The organism is Hallella faecis (genome assembly GCF_018789675.1).
GTDB classification, from domain to species: Bacteria; Bacteroidota; Bacteroidia; order Bacteroidales; family Bacteroidaceae; genus Prevotella; species Prevotella faecis.
This window is the reverse complement of sequence record NZ_JAHKBE010000031.1, coordinates 18,732-36,254: the sequence shown is the minus strand read 5'-3', so window position 1 is coordinate 36,254 and position 17,523 is coordinate 18,732. Positions and strand designations below refer to the sequence as shown.

Annotated in this window: 11 protein-coding genes; 7 read left to right on the top strand and 4 right to left on the bottom strand. The window is 54.7% G+C overall.

Annotation, left to right across the window (positions count from 1 at the left end; all coding sequences use genetic code 11):
- Positions 1-173 precede the first annotated feature (173 nt).
- The 4 genes from KM934_RS08330 to KM934_RS08315 all read right to left on the bottom strand — a co-directional run bounded on the left by KM934_RS08330 (position 174) and on the right by KM934_RS08315 (position 8,367).
- The gene (locus KM934_RS08330) at positions 174-1,340 is read right to left on the bottom strand and encodes a MalY/PatB family protein (RefSeq protein ID WP_215760160.1); all 1,167 of its coding nucleotides are present in this window, start codon (positions 1,338-1,340) and stop codon (positions 174-176) included.
- 21 nt (positions 1,341-1,361) lie between these two features.
- The gene (locus KM934_RS08325) at positions 1,362-2,537 is read right to left on the bottom strand and encodes a trans-sulfuration enzyme family protein (RefSeq protein ID WP_215760159.1); all 1,176 of its coding nucleotides are present in this window, start codon (positions 2,535-2,537) and stop codon (positions 1,362-1,364) included.
- Between the two features lie 519 nt (positions 2,538-3,056).
- A complete protein-coding gene (locus KM934_RS08320) occupies positions 3,057-5,753 on the bottom strand; it encodes a LamG-like jellyroll fold domain-containing protein (RefSeq protein WP_215760158.1) in 2,697 nt (898 codons plus the stop codon).
- Between the two features lie 76 nt (positions 5,754-5,829).
- Positions 5,830-8,367 carry a YfhO family protein gene (locus KM934_RS08315; protein ID WP_215760157.1) on the bottom strand — a complete coding sequence of 846 codons (2,538 nt, stop codon included), beginning with the start codon at positions 8,365-8,367 and terminating at the stop codon, positions 5,830-5,832.
- 136 nt (positions 8,368-8,503) lie between these two features.
- Between KM934_RS08315 and KM934_RS08310 the strand changes: the two genes are divergently transcribed.
- The 7 genes from KM934_RS08310 to kduI all read left to right on the top strand — a co-directional run bounded on the left by KM934_RS08310 (position 8,504) and on the right by kduI (position 17,501).
- Entirely contained in the window at positions 8,504-9,205 is a 702-nt protein-coding gene (locus tag KM934_RS08310; protein WP_215760156.1) for a 5'-methylthioadenosine/adenosylhomocysteine nucleosidase, read from the top strand.
- 23 nt (positions 9,206-9,228) lie between these two features.
- Positions 9,229-9,708, top strand: a complete 480-nt coding sequence (locus KM934_RS08305; RefSeq protein WP_215760155.1) for an S-ribosylhomocysteine lyase — start codon at positions 9,229-9,231, stop codon at positions 9,706-9,708.
- Positions 9,709-9,814: 106 nt separating this feature from the next.
- Positions 9,815-10,216, top strand: coding sequence for a hypothetical protein (locus KM934_RS08300; RefSeq protein ID WP_215760154.1), 402 nt, complete (start codon positions 9,815-9,817; stop codon positions 10,214-10,216).
- Positions 10,213-11,697, top strand: coding sequence for a carbohydrate-binding domain-containing protein (locus KM934_RS08295; RefSeq protein WP_215760153.1), 1,485 nt, complete (start codon positions 10,213-10,215; stop codon positions 11,695-11,697). The genes KM934_RS08300 and KM934_RS08295 overlap by 4 nt, the downstream gene beginning before the upstream one ends.
- Before the next feature lie 746 nt (positions 11,698-12,443).
- Complete coding sequence (locus KM934_RS08290; protein ID WP_215760152.1) at positions 12,444-14,921, top strand: bifunctional UDP-N-acetylmuramoyl-tripeptide:D-alanyl-D-alanine ligase/alanine racemase; 2,478 nt, start codon at positions 12,444-12,446, stop codon at positions 14,919-14,921.
- A 160-nt stretch (positions 14,922-15,081) separates the two neighbouring features.
- On the top strand, positions 15,082-16,479 hold the full coding sequence (locus tag KM934_RS08285) for a PTS galactitol transporter subunit IIC (protein ID WP_215760151.1): 1,398 nt from the start codon (positions 15,082-15,084) through the stop codon (positions 16,477-16,479).
- Between the two features lie 50 nt (positions 16,480-16,529).
- Positions 16,530-17,501, top strand: coding sequence for a 5-dehydro-4-deoxy-D-glucuronate isomerase (gene kduI / locus KM934_RS08280; RefSeq protein WP_215760150.1), 972 nt, complete (start codon positions 16,530-16,532; stop codon positions 17,499-17,501).
- Positions 17,502-17,523 lie beyond the last annotated feature (22 nt).

Genomic DNA, 17,523 nt, shown 5'->3' with positions numbered 1-17,523 from the left:
TTACTCAATCAATTTCAAATCAAAAAAACAAAGAACGCTTGTAAATGATTAAATATCAAATATATAACTATAGTTAAGCGATTAATATCGCATCACTAGTAATATACAATGAGTAATGAACGCTGTTTTGAGGCGTGTGCACGTGGCGGTTACGTCGTCGTTCTTGCCTGTGCCTATTGCAAGGCTTTCCACAGTTGGTGGAGAGCTTGCTGCAAGATGGCGCGTGGCGTGGCCACGTTCATGCGCATGAATCCCTCGCCGCCTTGTCCGAACATTTCGCCATCGTTGAGGGCGAGGTGGGCGTGGTTTACAAAGAGGTCGACGAGCTGATCGTGGGTGAGTCCCAGTTGTCGGCAGTTGAGCCACACGAGGAATGAGGCTTGTGGCCGCAAGGGCTTTATCTGCAGCATGTGCTGTCGGCAGTAGTCCTCCACAAACAGGATGTTCTGCTCCACGTAATGGAGCATGGCCTTTCGCCACGCTTCGCCCTGCTGAAAGGCGGCTATGGTGGCGATGGGCGCGAAGAGTGTGGGCTCGTTGAGCTCGTTGGCGGTGAGCCATGAGTAGAATTTCTGTCGCAGGGTGTCGTTGGGCACGATGGCGTAGGAGCTTACAATGCCCGCAATGTTGAATGTCTTGGAAGGTGCTCCGAAGGTGATGCTGCATTGTGCGGCCTTCTCGGAGGCCATGGCAAACGGCAGGTGCTTGTTACCCCAGAGCGCCATATCGCAATGGATCTCATCGGAGACGACGAGGATGTGATGGTCGTAGCAGAAGTCGGCCAGGCGCGCCAATGTGGCCTTGTCCCACACGATGCCGGCTGGGTTGTGGGGATTGGAGAGAATGAGCACCTTGCACTTGTCGTCGGCCACTTGTGCGAGGTTGTCGAAATCCATGGAGTAGGATCCGTCGGCGTTCTCCTTGAGGGGGTTGTACACCACCTCGCGGCCGTTGCCTTGTGGCGTGAGGCGGAAGGGGTGGTACACGGGTGGCTGAATGATGACCTTGTCGCCGGGCTGCGTGAAGATGTTGATCACCATGCCAATGCCTTTCACGATGCCGGGGATGAAACTGAGCCATTCAAGCTCGACGTTCCATTGGTGGTGGTCGTGGAGCCATTGCTGCACGGTGGGCCAATAGTTCTTAGGCTCGACGGTGTATCCGAAGAGCGAGTGGTCGAGGCGATGGCGAAGCGCTTCGGTGATAAACGTCGGTGTTTCGAAATCCATGTCGGCCACCCATAGCGGTAGCAGGTCGGCCCGTCCGTAGCGCTCCAGGAGCACCTCGTGCTTGAGGTCGCCGCTGCCTGTGCGGTCGATGATTTTGTTAAAGTCGTACATGTGGTCTCCGTGTTAGGTTTGTTATGCTTTCAAGGCCTGCTTGATGTCGCTGAACACATCGTCCATGTCTTCCAATCCAACGGAGATTCGCACCGTGGTGTCGAGCACATCCATGGCAGCCCGCTCCTCACAGGTGAATGTGCCGAAGATGGTGCTTGCTGGGTGTATGGCCAGCGTCTTGTTGTCGAAGAGGTTGGTGGCCCGTCTCACCAGTTTCAGGTTGTCGATCATGCTGAAGCACGCCTCCTTGCTCTCCAGGTCGATGGTCATCATAGCGCCGGCCGTGGGACCGTATTGCTTCTTGGCGATGGCGTGGTAAGGATTGTCGGGCAATCCCACGTAGTTGACGCGCTTCACCTCGGGCAATGTGCGCAACTTCTCGGCCAAGTAAAGGGTGTTTTGGCTCTGCACGCGGTAGCGGGCGTCGAGCGTCTCAAGGCCGAGCGATTGCATGTAGGCCACGTGGGGTGTCATGTAAGCACCGAAATTGAATAGCATCTCGTTCTTCATCCTGTGGCCAAATCCCTGTGTGGTGCCATAGTCGATGGCCAGTCCGCCCAGCGATGTGGCGCCGCCCGAGAGATACTTGGTGCTCGACACCACCTCGATGTCGACTCCCAGGTTCTTCGCCGAGAACTGCGTGAAGGGGATGACGGTGATGTCGGCCACCAGTGGCACGTGGTGTTCGTGGGCAATGGCTGCCAGTTCTGCCAGGTTGGCCACCTCCATCTGTGGGTTGGTGATGATTTCGAGGAATATGCAACAGGTGTTATCGTCCATCTTGCTTTTCACCTCATCGAGGTTGAGCAGGTCGCAAGGTCGCGCCTCCACGCCGAAGCGCTTGAGCGACTGGGTGATGAGCGAGAAGGTGTTGCCAAACATGTGGCGTGAGGTAACGATGTTCTTTCCGGTGGCGGAGATGGCCAGCATTGTGTTGCTGATGGCGGCCATGCCTGATGAGAACGCCACCACGTTGCTGGCGTTGGTGAGCGCTTTCACCTTGTCCTCGAGGTACATCACCGTGGGGTTCATCACTCTCGAATAGTCGGGTGCGATGACTCTGCCCGTGAAGGCGTCGGCCATGTCGACCGCTGTGTTAAACTCGTATGCCGCTGTGTGGTAGATGGGCATGCTCAATGATCCGTAGGCGTCGTGCTTTTCAAATGGCGTATCGATGGCCTTTGTCTTATTATCCATTACTTTTTAATTGAGTTTGTGTGTTGCAAAATTACATTAATTTGCGCTTTTTCGTGAAAGACTGATAGAAAGATTTCGCAAAAAATGCACAACAGTGGGTTGCTAATGTCCGATTTGGGACAATAAGACACCGCTCTGTTAGGCGTGTTGGATTTGTTGCCATTATGCCCGTCAGCGGCACCTCTCTGCCATCGCGTAACACCAGCGTGGGATTGATCCAATCGCCGTGATCGTAGTTGAAGTTGTCGCCTCCATCGTCCCGAGCACCAATGTCTTGCTTCCCTCCGGCCAGTTGATGTCCACGTCGACGGCATGTCCGTCGGTGGTGTAGGCCACCACGTCCGACGAGTAGTAGCAATCCCATGAGTTCCAACCCATAGGTGGAGTTAGCGCCTACTTGCGGAAGGTGGCCGTGTCGGCGTCTTGGGCCACGGCTTGGCATAGTGCCAAGCAGCATCCTAAGAGCAATAATGATATTTTTTCATTTAGCAGAGAGCTTTGTTTGTAGATAGTTTGTCGTTATTTTCTCATCCATTTCTTTCCCTTGCTCACCGTTACGCCGTGGTGGTTGTTTCCTACGCGTTGGCCGCTGAGGTTGTAAGTGGGAGCGGCGTTGGCGTTGTCATCTCCCTCTATGCGGTCGACCCCTGTGGGGTTCCCGATGACGCTTTGCAGCTCTTGGGCTGTGAGCGGATAGTTGTAAAGGCGAATGTCGTCGATGAGGCCGCTGAACAACGGATCGGCGTCAAACTGGCTGCGTCCGATATAGTTGAGCACCGGGCGGATGTCGCTGGGCTTGATGGTGACCGACGATGACGAACCGACGGCTTCGCCATCGACCCACAGGGTTACGTTGCCCTCGCCCATGGTGACGGCCACGTGGTGCCACTTGTTGCCTTGCAACTTTCCGTTGGCGTCGACCGTTTGCTCTTCGCCTCCGTTCTTGATGGCGAAGCGCATGTTGGATCCGTTGCTCGGTGTGAGGAACATGTAGTTGGAGGTGCCGTTGCCAAAGTCGAAGAGGCGTGTCCAGTTGTTGCTGGCGTTGGTCCATTTCACCCACATGGCAATGGTGAACTCGTCCATGTCGCCCACTTCGTAAGGCAGGCGGAGGTAATTGTTGGATAGGCGCAGCGCCGAGTCGCCCACCCGATGTTCGCTCATGAAGCGAGGAGCGGTGGAACAGGTGGCGTCCATCATGTTGACCGTTGCGTCGTGAAGGTCGCCTTCCATCTGCCAACTGGCCACTAAGGTCTTTTGGGCAGTGGGCGAAGCCGTGGCGGGCTCGCTCATGGCCGACACGTTGGCCGATCGGTCGATGGCTTTCACCTTATATATATAGGTGTGTCCTTGGCGGCAAGTGTTGTCGGTGAAGGAGGTGGCGGTGATGCCCCGGGCGATGGTGCTCCATTGGCTGCCGTCGGCCTCCCCACGAACCACGTTGTAGCTATGCACGTCGTCGTCGGCAGGAGCGGTCCAGCTAAGGGCCACGCTGGCCGATTGGGCGTTGGCTATGAGGTTTGTGGGCGCGTTTGGCGCGCTGCTCTCCACCGCTCCATCCTCAGGAATGAAGCGCCACATCTGCAGTCGTCGGTCGATGGCCGATGAGGCCAACTGCTTCTGCACCGCATAGGTCGACGACTCGTTGGGCATGGACAGATAAAGCCCTGACTCACGATTGCGGATGTAATAGTAGCCCTTGCCCGCATAGTGGAGCGACCATTGCTCGTTGCTGGCGTTGTTGGCATTGTAGGAAATGACGTGTGCGAAAGCCGATGTGGAATTGTTCACCACGTTCATGTGCATTTGGTTTTGTGCGTTGGTGAATGTGTGGAAACTGTAATCGCCACCGATGCGTGCGTCGGCAGGAGCCACATCCCATTGCGCCAGCAGCGGGATGGTAGACAGTTGTGAAAAGAGTTTCATGTTCAGGTCGTTGCCCGAAGAGGCGTTGCCCACCACCAACGTGCGTGCGGCGTAGTTGATGAGCTTGTAACGCCCTGCCGCGATCTCCATTGGTGGCACGTCTTCGCCGCGGTAGATGTTGTAGACCCGCTCCGCGTTGGTTTGTCCCTTTTGGTAGCCTGTTCCGCCTGGATACTCCATGCGGAAGGCGCGTGTGGGGCCCTGACCGTCGAAATAGACATCCTCGTCGGGCGACACGAAGAGATACGAGGAGTTGGCGGCTTGTCGCTCGCTGCCTCCCACAAAAGCCTTCAACTCCTTGGTGGCGTCGTCGCGATAGACCGACGCAGCGGTCCAATGGCTGCGATCCTCTCCGTAGGCCAAGCGCGACCCATGGTTGCTTATTTGGCAGAACTCGCCGCGTGCGCGGCTGTCGAAGCCCCACCAGATACCTATCGATATGCCATAGTTGGCGGCAATCATTGCCTCGCCAACGTTGTGGAGCTCGTCGGCGTAGGCCACGTTGCCCTCGTCGACCACTTGCTTCCAGAAGTTGGTGAACGTGTTGAACTCGCCCGCCAGTTGATGGGTGTTGCCCCATGTGGCATAGGGTTTCACGGCATTGTACCACTCGGCGGCATAGTCGTTGTTGAGCGTGTTGCCCGCCGTGATGGCAATATCCTTGAAACGTGGATAATCCTCCTTGAGTTGGCGCGCTATCTCCTTGAAGTTGGCCTTCGTTCCCTCGTTCCACGGCGTGTAGTCGGGCTCGTTGAAAGGCGAAACAGCCACGATCTTATGGCGCGGGTAATTCTTTTGCATCCATGCCACCGAGGCGTCGATGAGCCTTGCCCAATGGTTGGTGTTGGCCACATTGTTCTGGGTGTAATAGGGAATGATAAATTCGGTGGAGCCGTTTCCCTGGTCGGCGTTGAGCACCATGTCGACATCGGCGCCCATGAGGTTGATGGTGTTGGTGCGGCTGCGTAGCGCCTGGATTTGCGAATGGGTGAGCGCCGTGTCGCCAATCAGTTCTTGGTTCATCTGGAAACTGCTGCGTGCGATGCTCAGGTTCTCCTTGCCAATGAAGTTGATGCCCTTGCGCATGTTCTGTTCGCTATTCCACGCCACGTCCAATCCCCAGCGTATGGGCAGTTGGATGCCGCTGTCGGTGGGGCGGAAGGGCACCACCACATCCGTCTTGGCCTGTGGTAAGAGATAAATGCTCGATGAGAGTCGGGGCTGCTGAGCCATAACCGTTGAGGCAAGGCCCATGGCCGCCAGGAGTAAGAAGGGTTTGATAGTTTTCATGATTTGTAGATAAGGAGATTGTAAAAAACAAGGGGCGAGCGTTGCACTCGCCCCTTGGGTATTGGGGCATGATGGTTTATGCCGCTTTAGCTTTCTTAAGAGCCTTGGCCTTGCGATGGCGCTTGTACCACTCCATGAACACGCCGAAGGCCGCCATCACCATGAGGATGGCATAGGCCGTGTAGGCCACAGCCTCCGTGTTGTTGATCGAAGCGGGATGGAAATCGAGCACCACCTCGTGCTTGCCAGGCTTGATGTTCATGGCGCGCAACACGTAGTTGACACGTCCCAGCTCCACGGGTTGTCCGTCGACGGTGGCCGTCCAACCAGGATAATAGATCTCTGAGAAGACGAGCACGCCGCCCTTCTCAGAGTTCACCTCATACTTCAGGTTGTTGGGCTCGTAGCTCTTCAGGGTAGCCATGGAGGTCGACTCCTGCTTGACGGCAGTACCCAGTTGCTTCTCAAACTTCTTGTCGGCCACGGCCTCATGTCGCAGGTCGATGGCGGCGAGGCCGTCGAGCTCCTGGTTGGCATTGTCCACATAGCTCACCTTGTCGACGAACCATGCGTTGCCGTAGGCGTATGGGTTTTGGATGGGCACCGTCTGGTTGTTCTGAAGGCCCATGATGAAGTACTTCGTGTTGAGCATGTTGATAACCGGGAAGATGCTGTCGCCATTCACCTTGGTCATGTCGCCAGCCGCACCAGCCACGGCCGATGCGGTCTTGCCCATCTCCTTGCTGATGTATGCGTCGACCAACTCTTGGTAACGGCGCAACTTGGCGGGATGATAGCCACCGATGCTCTTGTGGTAATAGGATGTGGTGTTTTCGTTGAACGTGTTGGTTGCGAGGTTCAGCACACGATAATCGAGGGCTTTGTCTCTGAGGATTTGCTCGTCGGTTGCCGACATCTGCTGCGGTGTGTCGCGCACGCTCTTCTCAACAAACATGTTGTCGTTGAGGTAACGCTTGTCGACCTGCCACATATCGATGAGGCAGAGCACGGCGATGCACGCCACGAGGACTCTCGAGTTGAGCTTCTTGAAACGGTAGAGCATCAGCAGCGCCAAGCCGATGAGCACGATGAAGAACGAGCGGAGGGCGTCGGCAGAGAAGATATACTTGCGCACCTCCACGAGGTTGCCCTTGAAGCCATTGATGAATTGTGCCGCGTCGGGACCCTGCTGGGCGATCTGGTTGAACTGCATCATCTCGTTGTTGGAGACAAACTGCGAGAAGAACAAGCCCGGAGCCAACCAGAAGAGCAGGGCGAGACCGCCGGTCAAGGCAAAGCTGGCGTAGACCCAACGGGCCTTCTTGGCCAACAGGTCGGGCTCGTCTACGATGCGCTTCAGGGCCATCATGGCCAGCAAAGGAATGGTAAACTCGGCGATGACGAGGATGGAAGCCACCGTGCGGAACTTGGCGTACATCGGCACATAGTCGATGAAGAAGTTGGTGAAGCCCATGAAGTTGCGTCCCCACGACAAGAGGATAGACAGGATGGTGGCAGCCAGCAACGCCCATTTCATGGGACCCTTCACGATGAACAGGCCGAGCACGAAGAGCATAAGCACAAAGGCGCCCACGTAAACCGGTCCGCTGGTCATGGGCTGGTTGCCCCAATACTGGCCGATGCTCTGGTAAGCCTGCATGTAGTTGGGGTCGGCTTTCTCCATGGCCTTTCCGTTGGCGGCCATGGGCACACTGGCTCCGCCCTTGGTGTTGGGCACGAGCAACGTCCATGTCTCGCTCAGGCCATAGCTCCATTGCGTGATATAGTCGCGGTCGAGACCGCTATCGGTTTGGTTGGCCGAGTTTTTCTTCACCAGCTCGCTCTTGCCACGCATGCTCTCCTTGGAGTATTGCCAGGTGTGGTAAAGGTTCGAGAGGTTGATGCTGATACCGATGGCGGCAGCGGCCACGGCCACGCCCGACGCCTTCCAGAAGCGTGCCATCTGGTGGTTGCGGATGGCGTCGACCAGCCAAGCGATGACCATGAAGAGAATGGCGAACAAGTAATAGTAGGTCATCTGCACGTGGTTGGCCTTCACCTCAAATGCCGTGAAGATGGCGGTGACGATGAAGCCCCACAGGTATTTGCCACGATAGGCCAGCGCCAGACCGCCGATCATAGGCGGCAGGTAGGCCAATGCCATCACCTTCCAGATGTGTCCGGCGGCAATGATGATGAGGAAATAGCTCGAGAATGCCCACACGATGGATCCCAGGGCGGCCAGATGCTGCTTGAAATTGAAGGCCCTCAGCATGATGTAGAAGCCCAGGAGATAGGCGAAGAGGTACCACACGTTGTCGGGCAACCACAGGTGGTAGAAGTCCATCACCTTGTCGAGCAGGTCGGTGCTGTGGTAAGAGGGCGACGTCTGGTAGGTGGGCATGCCACAGAAGGTGGCGTTGGTCCAGCGGGTGCGCTCGCCTGTGCGTTGGTAATACTCACTGGCCTCCTGTCCGGCTCCACGTCCGGCCGAGTGGTCGTCTTGGTAGAGGATGCGCCCGTCGAGGTCGGCTGGCGCAAAGTAGGCGAAAGAAATGATTGCGAAAAGCACGACAACAAGAATGTCGGGTAGGCATTTCTTCAAAGTTTTCATAAGAATAGGTGTAAACGTTTATTATTCTATGCGCAAAGGTAAGTAAAATTTCGCTGAATGGTTTGAATTTCATAGTAAAAAGGAAAGCGAGCCATCGATTTTTTTGTAACTTTGCGTCAAATAATCATTTATTGTATTGAAAAAGATTGGTATTATCGTTGCGATGGACAAGGAGTTCGCGCAACTCAAGACGTTGCTCGACGATTGTCGTACGGAGCGACATCACTTCAAGGACTTCGTCATAGGCACCCTCGATGGCGCTGAGATTATTCTGCAACAGTGTGGCATCGGAAAGGTAAACTCGGCCATTGGCGCCGTGGAGATGATCGATTGTTACCAGCCCGACCTCGTTATGTCGACGGGCGTGGCAGGCGGAGCCGACGTGACGCTTAGCCCGCTCGATGTGGTGGTGGCTGCTGAATGTACCTACCACGACGCCTATTGTGGCGAGGAGGTGGCGCGTGGCCAAATCATGGGCCAACCCGCCCGTTTCGTGTCGCCAAAGGCGTTGGTCGACAAGGCCCTGGCGCTCAGCGGCGTGGTCGACGGCATAAAGATTCGCAGCGGCCTGACCGTCAGCGGCGAATGGTTTGTCGACTCGCGTGAGAAGATGCGCCAGATATTGGCCGACTTCCCCGACGCGGTGGCCGTCGACATGGAGAGCTGCTCGATCGCGCAGACCTGCCATATCTACCAAACCCCGTTCATCTCTTTCCGCATCATTAGCGACGTGCCGCTGAAGGACCACAAAGGAGCCCAGTATTTCGATTTCTGGAACCGCATGGCCGAAGGCAGCTTCGAGATTACTCGTCATTACCTCAAGGCCCTGTTGGCCTAACCTTTTAGCATAACCGATTCATTATGAATAAGATACCATCCTTTACCATCAATCATGAGAAATTGTTGCGTGGCATTTATGTCAGTCGCAAGGACGTAGTAGGAAACGAAGTGGTTACCACCTTCGATATCCGTATGAAGGAGCCCAATCGTGAGCCCGTGCTCCACAATGGCGCCATCCATACCATTGAGCATCTGGCGGCAACCTATCTGCGCAACGACCCCGAGTGGAAAGACCGCGTGGTGTATTGGGGCCCGATGGGATGCCTCACCGGCAACTACCTGTTGCTGCGTGGCGATTGGGAGTCGCGCGATATTGTGGAACTGATGAAGCGCACGTTCCAGTTTGTCGCCGATTTTGAAGGCGAAATACCTGGTGCCGCCCCTCGCGATTGCGGCAACTGGTTGCTCCACGACCTGCCCATGGCCCGTTGGGAGGCCCGCAAGTTTCTCGACGAGGTGCTGATGAACATGAGCGAGGAGAACCTCGTTTATCCTCAGTAAGCAACGTTTGTCGCAACTTTTTGCGTCGTTTAATGGTTTTTTAACGGTTATTTCGTTCAGCGAAAGGCGTAAATCGTTATTTTTGCAACTGTAATCTAACAAACCCATGAAAAAGAAAATGTTACTCGCCGCCGGTTGCCTCATGGCGCTTGCGGCCCATGCGGATGGCGCATACAGCTATCTGACCTTTACCCATAACAACCTGGCTGAGCAATCGTTCAGCGCCGCCGACCTGACCATCACCTTCGAGAATGGGCAGGCTGTGGTGGCCCAGAACGGCAACAAGACCACCCTGGCGCTGGACGACCTGCAGAAGATGCGCTTCACGGCAGAGCCCGCCGGCGTGGAAGAGGTGGTGGCCGAGGCCAACGGACCGCTCACCGTGGTGAGCCTTTCTGGCCAGCGCGTGGGAACCTTCAAGGACAAAGCCACGATGGAAAGAAGCCTGAAGAAGGGATTGTATGTAGTGAAAACCGCAGGAAAAACCTATAAATACGAAGCAAGATGAACACATTCTTCACAAATATGACCCTTGGAACGATGGTTCGTAGGAAGGCTTTGGCCTTGCTGATGCTCTTCGCGCCCGTATCGGCGTTTGTCTCCGCCCAGACGTTGAACGTCAAGGTGGGCGAGGTGACCTATGCCCACATGGCCGAGCAGACCGGCGACATGCTCTTTGACAACGGATCCACGCTGACCGTGCAGGGAAAGACCTACCAACTGGCTGAGGTAACCTCGGTCACGGTGAACAACAACCGTGTGGCCGACAATACCATCGCCGTGAACTACCAGGGCGCTAAGGCCCAGGTGACGGTGGCTGGCAACTTGGCCCAGCACGTCACGGTGAGTGCGGTGGGCGCCGATGTGCGCGTCGTGGCCGACTCCACTTACATGGGTGCCATCGCCTACACGTTGACCGGCTCGAGCGCCGACGGCTCGTTCTACATGGACGGCGATGCCAAGGCTTCGATCACCCTCGACAACCTTTCGCTGACAAGCGCCAAGGACGGGGCCATCACCATCGACGATGGTAAGAAGATCGACGTTAACCTTGTGGGAACCAACGTGTTGGCCGATGCTGCCACGGGCTTGCAGAGCGCTTGCCTCTACATAAACGGACACGTCGACCTGTTGGGTGAAGGCACACTTGCCATCAAGGGCAATTGTCGCCACGCTTACTCCTCCGACGAGTACACGCGCATGGTGAGCGGCACGCTGACGGTGGAAAGCGCCAAGGCCGACGGTGTTCATGTCAAGCAATATTTTGAGATGTGCGGCGGCACGCTGACCGTCAATTCGGAAGGCGACGGCATTGATGTGGGCGCCAAGAAGAAGGGCTGCGACAACAATGGCCAGCTCATCCTCAATGGGGGTGTGGTGGCCGTAACGGCCACAGGCGAGGGCGCCAAGGCCATTAAAGCCGACAGCACCATCACCATGACGGGTGGAACGGTGACGGGCAAGACCACAGGATCGGCTTATTTCGATGCGACGGTGAACGATATTGGTGGTGTTTCTTCGTTGAAGGCCGGAGGCAAGTTCCTCATGAAGGGTGGCTCGCTGAGCCTCACCTCAACGGGACCGGGCGCCAAGGGCATCAATGCCGATGGGGATATCGTGATCGACAATGGCCAACTGTCGGTGGTGACGACGGGCGACCTCTATGTGTATAACGCCCTCGACACCAAGCCACACGCCGTGAATACCGACGGAACCATCACCATCAATGGCGGAACCTTGTTTGTGGCGGCCTCCTCGGTCGGACGTGCGTTGAGCACCGACTTTGCGTTCTTGGTGAACGGTGGTACGCTGATGGGCATCGGCGGCAAGAAGAGTGAGCCCACAGGCGGCACGCAGAAGTACAAGGTTTACAAGGCCCAGAACATCAAGGCGGGTGCAACCGCCGCTTACGATGGCGTTAGCTTCACCATTCCCGCCATCTACAACAACAGCAAGGCACAAGTGCTTGTGTCGAAGGCGGGTATGTAAACGGCGCTGAGTGGGCATGGCCCGACAGAGAGGTGCCTGCCGATTGCGAAATGATTATGATAGGCTTGTGGGTTCCAACGCGTCGCGGAGGAACGCACAAGCCTGTTTTCGTTTCTCTGAAAAGGGCGGAACATCGGGGGCTTCGTTTCTCGTTCGTGTCAAAGGGAGCGGCCGACAATAGGAGGGCTGCCAGGGGAATGGATGAGGAGTTGTAGGGTTATTTGGTTAAAAAGTTGTGTCGAGATTTTGCGTGCTCTAAGAGCAGAAATCGCCGTTTGTGAGAGATTGCGACGCCCGATCTAAGAGCAGCGCTCGCCGTTAGGCATCTTTCGAGTTGCGAAAGACCATGTTTCGTGCCTCGAAAGACCATCTTTCGAAGCAAGGTTAGGCATGTTTCGAGGTGCGAAAGATGCCTAACCGCAAGGCGTAATGTGGAATTTGGAAGGCGAAAAGATGAATTGTGAACGCAACAGATTGATTGTCAGGCGATTGTGTAAATGCGCTGAGAATCGCATATTTGCGGCAAACATCACGCTCGTTCCAAAAATCAATGTAGTTTTGCGTATAGATTGTTGAGGCTTTTCGAATGGTTTTTGAGGCCATTCCTGTCTCGCCCGTGGATCGCGCCCGATGGGCATTGGCCACCTACTTGCAAGTTACTCGGTTATTGGCCGAAAGTTTTTGGAGGTAATTGATTTCGTTTGCAACATTTTTATTATCTTTGCCACCAATATAAGTTGTTATCCATGATTTATACAATTGAAAAAATTACCACCCTCATCGGTGCGCGCCGTTTTGGCGAAGAGAATGCCAACATCGGCTTTTTGTTGACCGACAGCCGTTCGCTCTGTTTCCCCGAAGAGACATTGTTCTTTGCCTTGAAATCGGGGCGTAACGATGGGCATCATTATATCCCAGAGCTTTATCGCCGTGGGGTGCGAAACTTCGTTGTGGAGGATGTGCCCGAAAACATGGAGCAGGTTTATCCCAAGGCCAACTTCCTGAAGGTGATCAACTCGCTGGAGGCGTTGCAGCGCCTTGCCGAGCGCCATCGCGACGAGTTCAACATCCCTGTGGTGGGCATCGCAGGATCCAATGGTAAGACCATGGTGAAGGAGTGGCTCTATCAGATCCTCTCGCCCAACATGCACGTCACGCGCAGTCCGCGAAGCTACAACTCGCAGATTGGCGTGCCCCTCTCGGTGTGGCTCATGAACGAGCAGACCCAGGTGGGCGTGTTCGAGGCGGGTATCAGCAAGCCCGGTGAGATGCTGGCCCTGCGCGACATTGTGCAGCCTTCGATCGCCGTGCTCACCAATATCGGTACGGCCCACCAGGAGAATTTCAGTTCGATGGAGGAGAAATGCCACGAGAAACTCATATTCTTCCATGATGCGGAGAAGATGGTTTACGATGGCGACGATACGTTGGTGACAAAGGTCTTGGCCACGTTCGATTACAAAGGCGAGAAACTCTACTGGTCGCTTAAGGACAAAACGGCCCCCCTGTATATCAAGGCCGTGGAGAAAAAAGACACGGCAACCACCATCACCTATATTTATAAGGGAGGTGAGGAAAACAGGTATAGCATTCCGTTTATCGACAAGGCCAGCATCACCAACTCGGTGACGTGTGCCATTGTGGCGTTGCAACTGGGCATTACGCCCGACCAGCTCGATGAGCGGATGCAGCTGCTTGAGCCGGTGGCCATGCGCATGGAGGTGAAGGAAGGACGTCATGGATGCACGCTCATCAACGATTCGTACAACTCCGACTTCAAGTCGCTCGATATAGCGCTCGACTTCATGAACCGCCGTCCCGACCATAAGGGACGTACGCGCACGCTCATCCTGAGCGACATTGTGCAGAGTGGAGAGCAGCCCGAGAAACTATATCGCGAGGTGAGCGACCTGGTTTGCAAGCGTGGAGTGGAGAAATTTATTGGCATAGGCCCGGTGATGTTCTCGCAGCGCGACAATATTCAGGTGGCCGACAAGTCGTTCTTCACGACGGTGAAGGAGTTTATCCATAGTCCGGTGTTCGATAACTTGCACGACGAGGTGATTCTCATCAAGGGCGCCCGACAGTTTGGATTCGACCGCATTACGGAGCTCTTGGTGCAGAAGGTGCACGAAACGGTGCTCGAGGTGAACCTCAACGCTATGGTCGACAACCTCAACTATTATCGCTCATTCATGAAGCCCGAGACCAAGCTCGTGTGTATGATCAAGGCCGATGCGTACGGCGCAGGAAGCGTGGAGATAGCCAAGACCCTGCAGGAGCATCGGGTGGACTATCTGGCCGTGGCCGTGGCCGACGAGGGCGCCATGCTCAGGGGCAATGGTATAACCAGCAACATCATGATCATGAACCCCGAGATGTCGGCCTTCAAGACCATGTTCGACAACGATCTCGAGCCTGAGGTGTACTCATTCCGCTTGCTCGACGCCTTGGTGAAAGCCGCTGAGATGGAGGGCATTACCGATTATCCCGTGCATATCAAGCTCGATACCGGCATGCATCGCCTGGGATTCGATCCCGAGCACGACATGGAGGAACTCATCAGTCGTCTCAAACACCAGAACGCCGTCATTCCACGGTCTGTATTCTCCCACTTCGTGGGGTCCGACAGCGATAACTTCGACGAGTTCTCAGCCCATCAGTTTGAACTGTTCGACAAGGCCAGCCGACAGTTGCAGGCTGCCTTCGACCATAAGATTCTGCGCCATATCGACAACTCGGCAGGCATTGAGCACTTCCCGGAGCGTCAGCTCGACATGTGCCGACTGGGATTGGGACTCTACGGAATCAATCCGCGAAACAATGGCGTGATCAACAATGTGTCGACCCTGAAGACCACCATTCTCCAACTTCGACATGTGAAGGCGGGCGACACGGTGGGCTACAGCCGAAAGGGAACCATTGAGCACGATAGCGTTATCGCAGCCATTCCTATTGGCTATGCCGATGGATTGAACCGTCATCTGGGCAACCGCCGTTGCTATTGCTTGGTGAACGGGCAGCGTGCGCAGTATGTGGGAAACATCTGCATGGACGTGGCGATGATCGATGTGACAGGAATCGACTGCAAGGAAGGCGACAGCGTGGAGATCTTTGGCGACAACCTGCCTGTCACCGTGCTGAGCGACGTGCTCGATACCATCCCGTATGAGGTGCTCACGGGCATCAGCAACCGCGTGAAGCGTATCTATTTCCAGGATTAATCCTTTTGGAGACAGATAGTTGTGAGATTTTTTATTTTAGGCGATAAAACCTAATTAATTATAGAATAAGGCGCAGATTTACAATTATTTTTTGTAAATTTGCGCCATATCATTTAATGAGAATCTACCTTAGAGATTCGATGTCTATCTAAAACAAAGTATGGAAAATGTATTTATGTATATCATCGGCTTGGGAGCAAGCGTGATGATGCCTATCATCTTCACGGTCATTGGACTGTGTATAGGCATGAAGTTTGGTAAAGCCTTGAGGTCTGGCCTCTATGTGGGAGTGGGCTTCGTGGGCTTGGGTATTGTGACATCGCTGCTCACAACCAATTTTAAGGATCCGTTGGATCTCATCTCAAGCATCTATGACCTCGACCTCAAGGTGTTTGATATGGGATGGCCAGCCGCAGCTGCCGTGGCTTACAACACGGCCGTAGGTGTGCTCATTATCCCCATTTGCCTGGGTGTAAACCTGCTGATGCTGCTTACAAAAACTACACGCACGGTGAACATCGACCTCTGGAACTATTGGCATTTCGCCTTTATCGGCGCTGTGGTCTACTTCGTTTTCGACGAGAACCTCTATTGGGGCTACTTCGCGTCGATCGTTTGCTATGTCATCACGCTGGTTATTGCCGACTGCACGGCCTCGAAGTTCCAAGGTTATTACAAGGATCTCGATGGAATCTCGGTGCCACAACCGTTCTGCCAGAGCTTCCTGCCTTTCGTCATTTGCATTGATTGGCTCTTGGAGAAAATACCTGGATTCAGCAAGCTCGATATCGACGCGGAGGGATTGAAGAAGAAGTTTGGAGTGCTCGGCGAACCGTTGGTGCTCGGCGTCATTGTGGGTATGCTCATTGGACTTGTCGCTCGCCTCGATGTGAAGAAGATCCTCGTCTTGGGCGTGACGATGGGAGCCGTCATGGAGCTCATCCCGCGTATCACAAAGTTGTTCATCGAAGGCTTGATGCCCATCTCGGAGAAAACCAAGGAATTGGTGAACCGTCGGTTCCATGGCAAGCAGGTGTTTATCGGAATGAGTCCGGCGCTGGTCATTGGTCATCCCACAGCATTGGTTTGCACCTTGCTGTTGATACCTGTATATCTGCTTATCGCTGTGTTCCTTCCCGGTAACCAGTTCTTGCCGTTGGCCTCATTGGCAGGATTGTTCTACCTCTTCCCGTTGATGTTGCCTTACACCAAGGGTAATGTGGTGCGTACATTCATCGTTGGACTGGTGGCGCTGACAGCCGGGTTGTGGTTTGTTACCGACATGGCGGCCGACTTCACGAGCGCTGCCGCTACGGTGTATGCAAGCACGGGCGAACTGACTGCAAAGGTTCCCGAGGGATTCATGGCGGGTAGCATGGACTTCTCAAGCTCGCTCTACGGCTACGTTATCTACGCCGCTTGCAAATATGCTAAATTCGTTGGCGCAGGATTGCTTGCGGTGTTGGCCTTGGGCTTGATGGCCTGGAACCGTTGGTTGATCGTACGGGAGGAAAGAGCCACAGAAGACTTAATGGCCAAAGGGAAGGAGAGGGAGTAATGTCTCGCCATCCATTAGATTTTTGAAAACACTTAATTTGTAATATCATCATGAAGAAAACCATTCTTACCGCAGCCCTTTGCTGCTTTGCCCTGGCTGGTTTCGCTCAGGGCTGCTGCTCTAAAGGCTATGAGGTGAAGGCTGAAAACGCTTACACCCATTACAATGTGCGTTGGGCAACGGGACCTGAAGATGCTAAGCATTACACCACCGACCGCCTGCGCAAGGAATATCTCATAGAGAAAGTGTTTGCTCCAGGAGAGGTGAACTGGACCTACACAATGTTCGATCGATTCCTCATTGGTGGCGCTGAGCCTACCTCGACACCGCTGAAACTCACGTCTATCGCGCCTCTCTATGTGGATGAGAGCAAGGGTAACGACGGACGCAACCTGCTCGACAACCGTGAACTGGGCATCATCAACGTGGGTGGCGAAGGCACGGTGACCGTCGATGGAAAGTCCTACTCTTTGGGATTCCAAGAGGCTCTCTACGTGGGCCGTGGTGCCAAGGATATCGTTGTGGCCAGTAAGAATGCCGCAGAGCCTGCCAAGTTCTATCTCAACTCGGCTTGCGCACATGCTTCTTTCCCCACCAAGAAGGTGACTTTGAAGGAGGCCAACAACATCAAGGCTGGTAAGATGGAGGAGTCGAACGACCGCGTTATCCACCAGATGATTATCAATGGTGTAGCCGGGGTGCGTACCTGCCAGTTGCAGATGGGTATCACCGAGCTGAAGCCGGGTAGCGTTTGGAACACCATGCCCGCACATATCCACATGCGTCGCATGGAGGCTTACTTCTATTACAAGGTGCCCGAGGGACAGAAGATTCTTCATGTCATGGGAGAACCGCAGGAGACTCGCCCCATCTGGATGAACAATGAGCAGGCTGTGATTTCGCCGCAATGGAGTGTGCATTGCGCTGCCGGCACAAGCAACTACACCTTTATCTGGGGTATGGCTGGCGAGAACCTCGTATATACCGACATGCAGTTGGCACCAATCCCTACGCTTGAATAAACTTTCGGAGGATGTGTGTGTT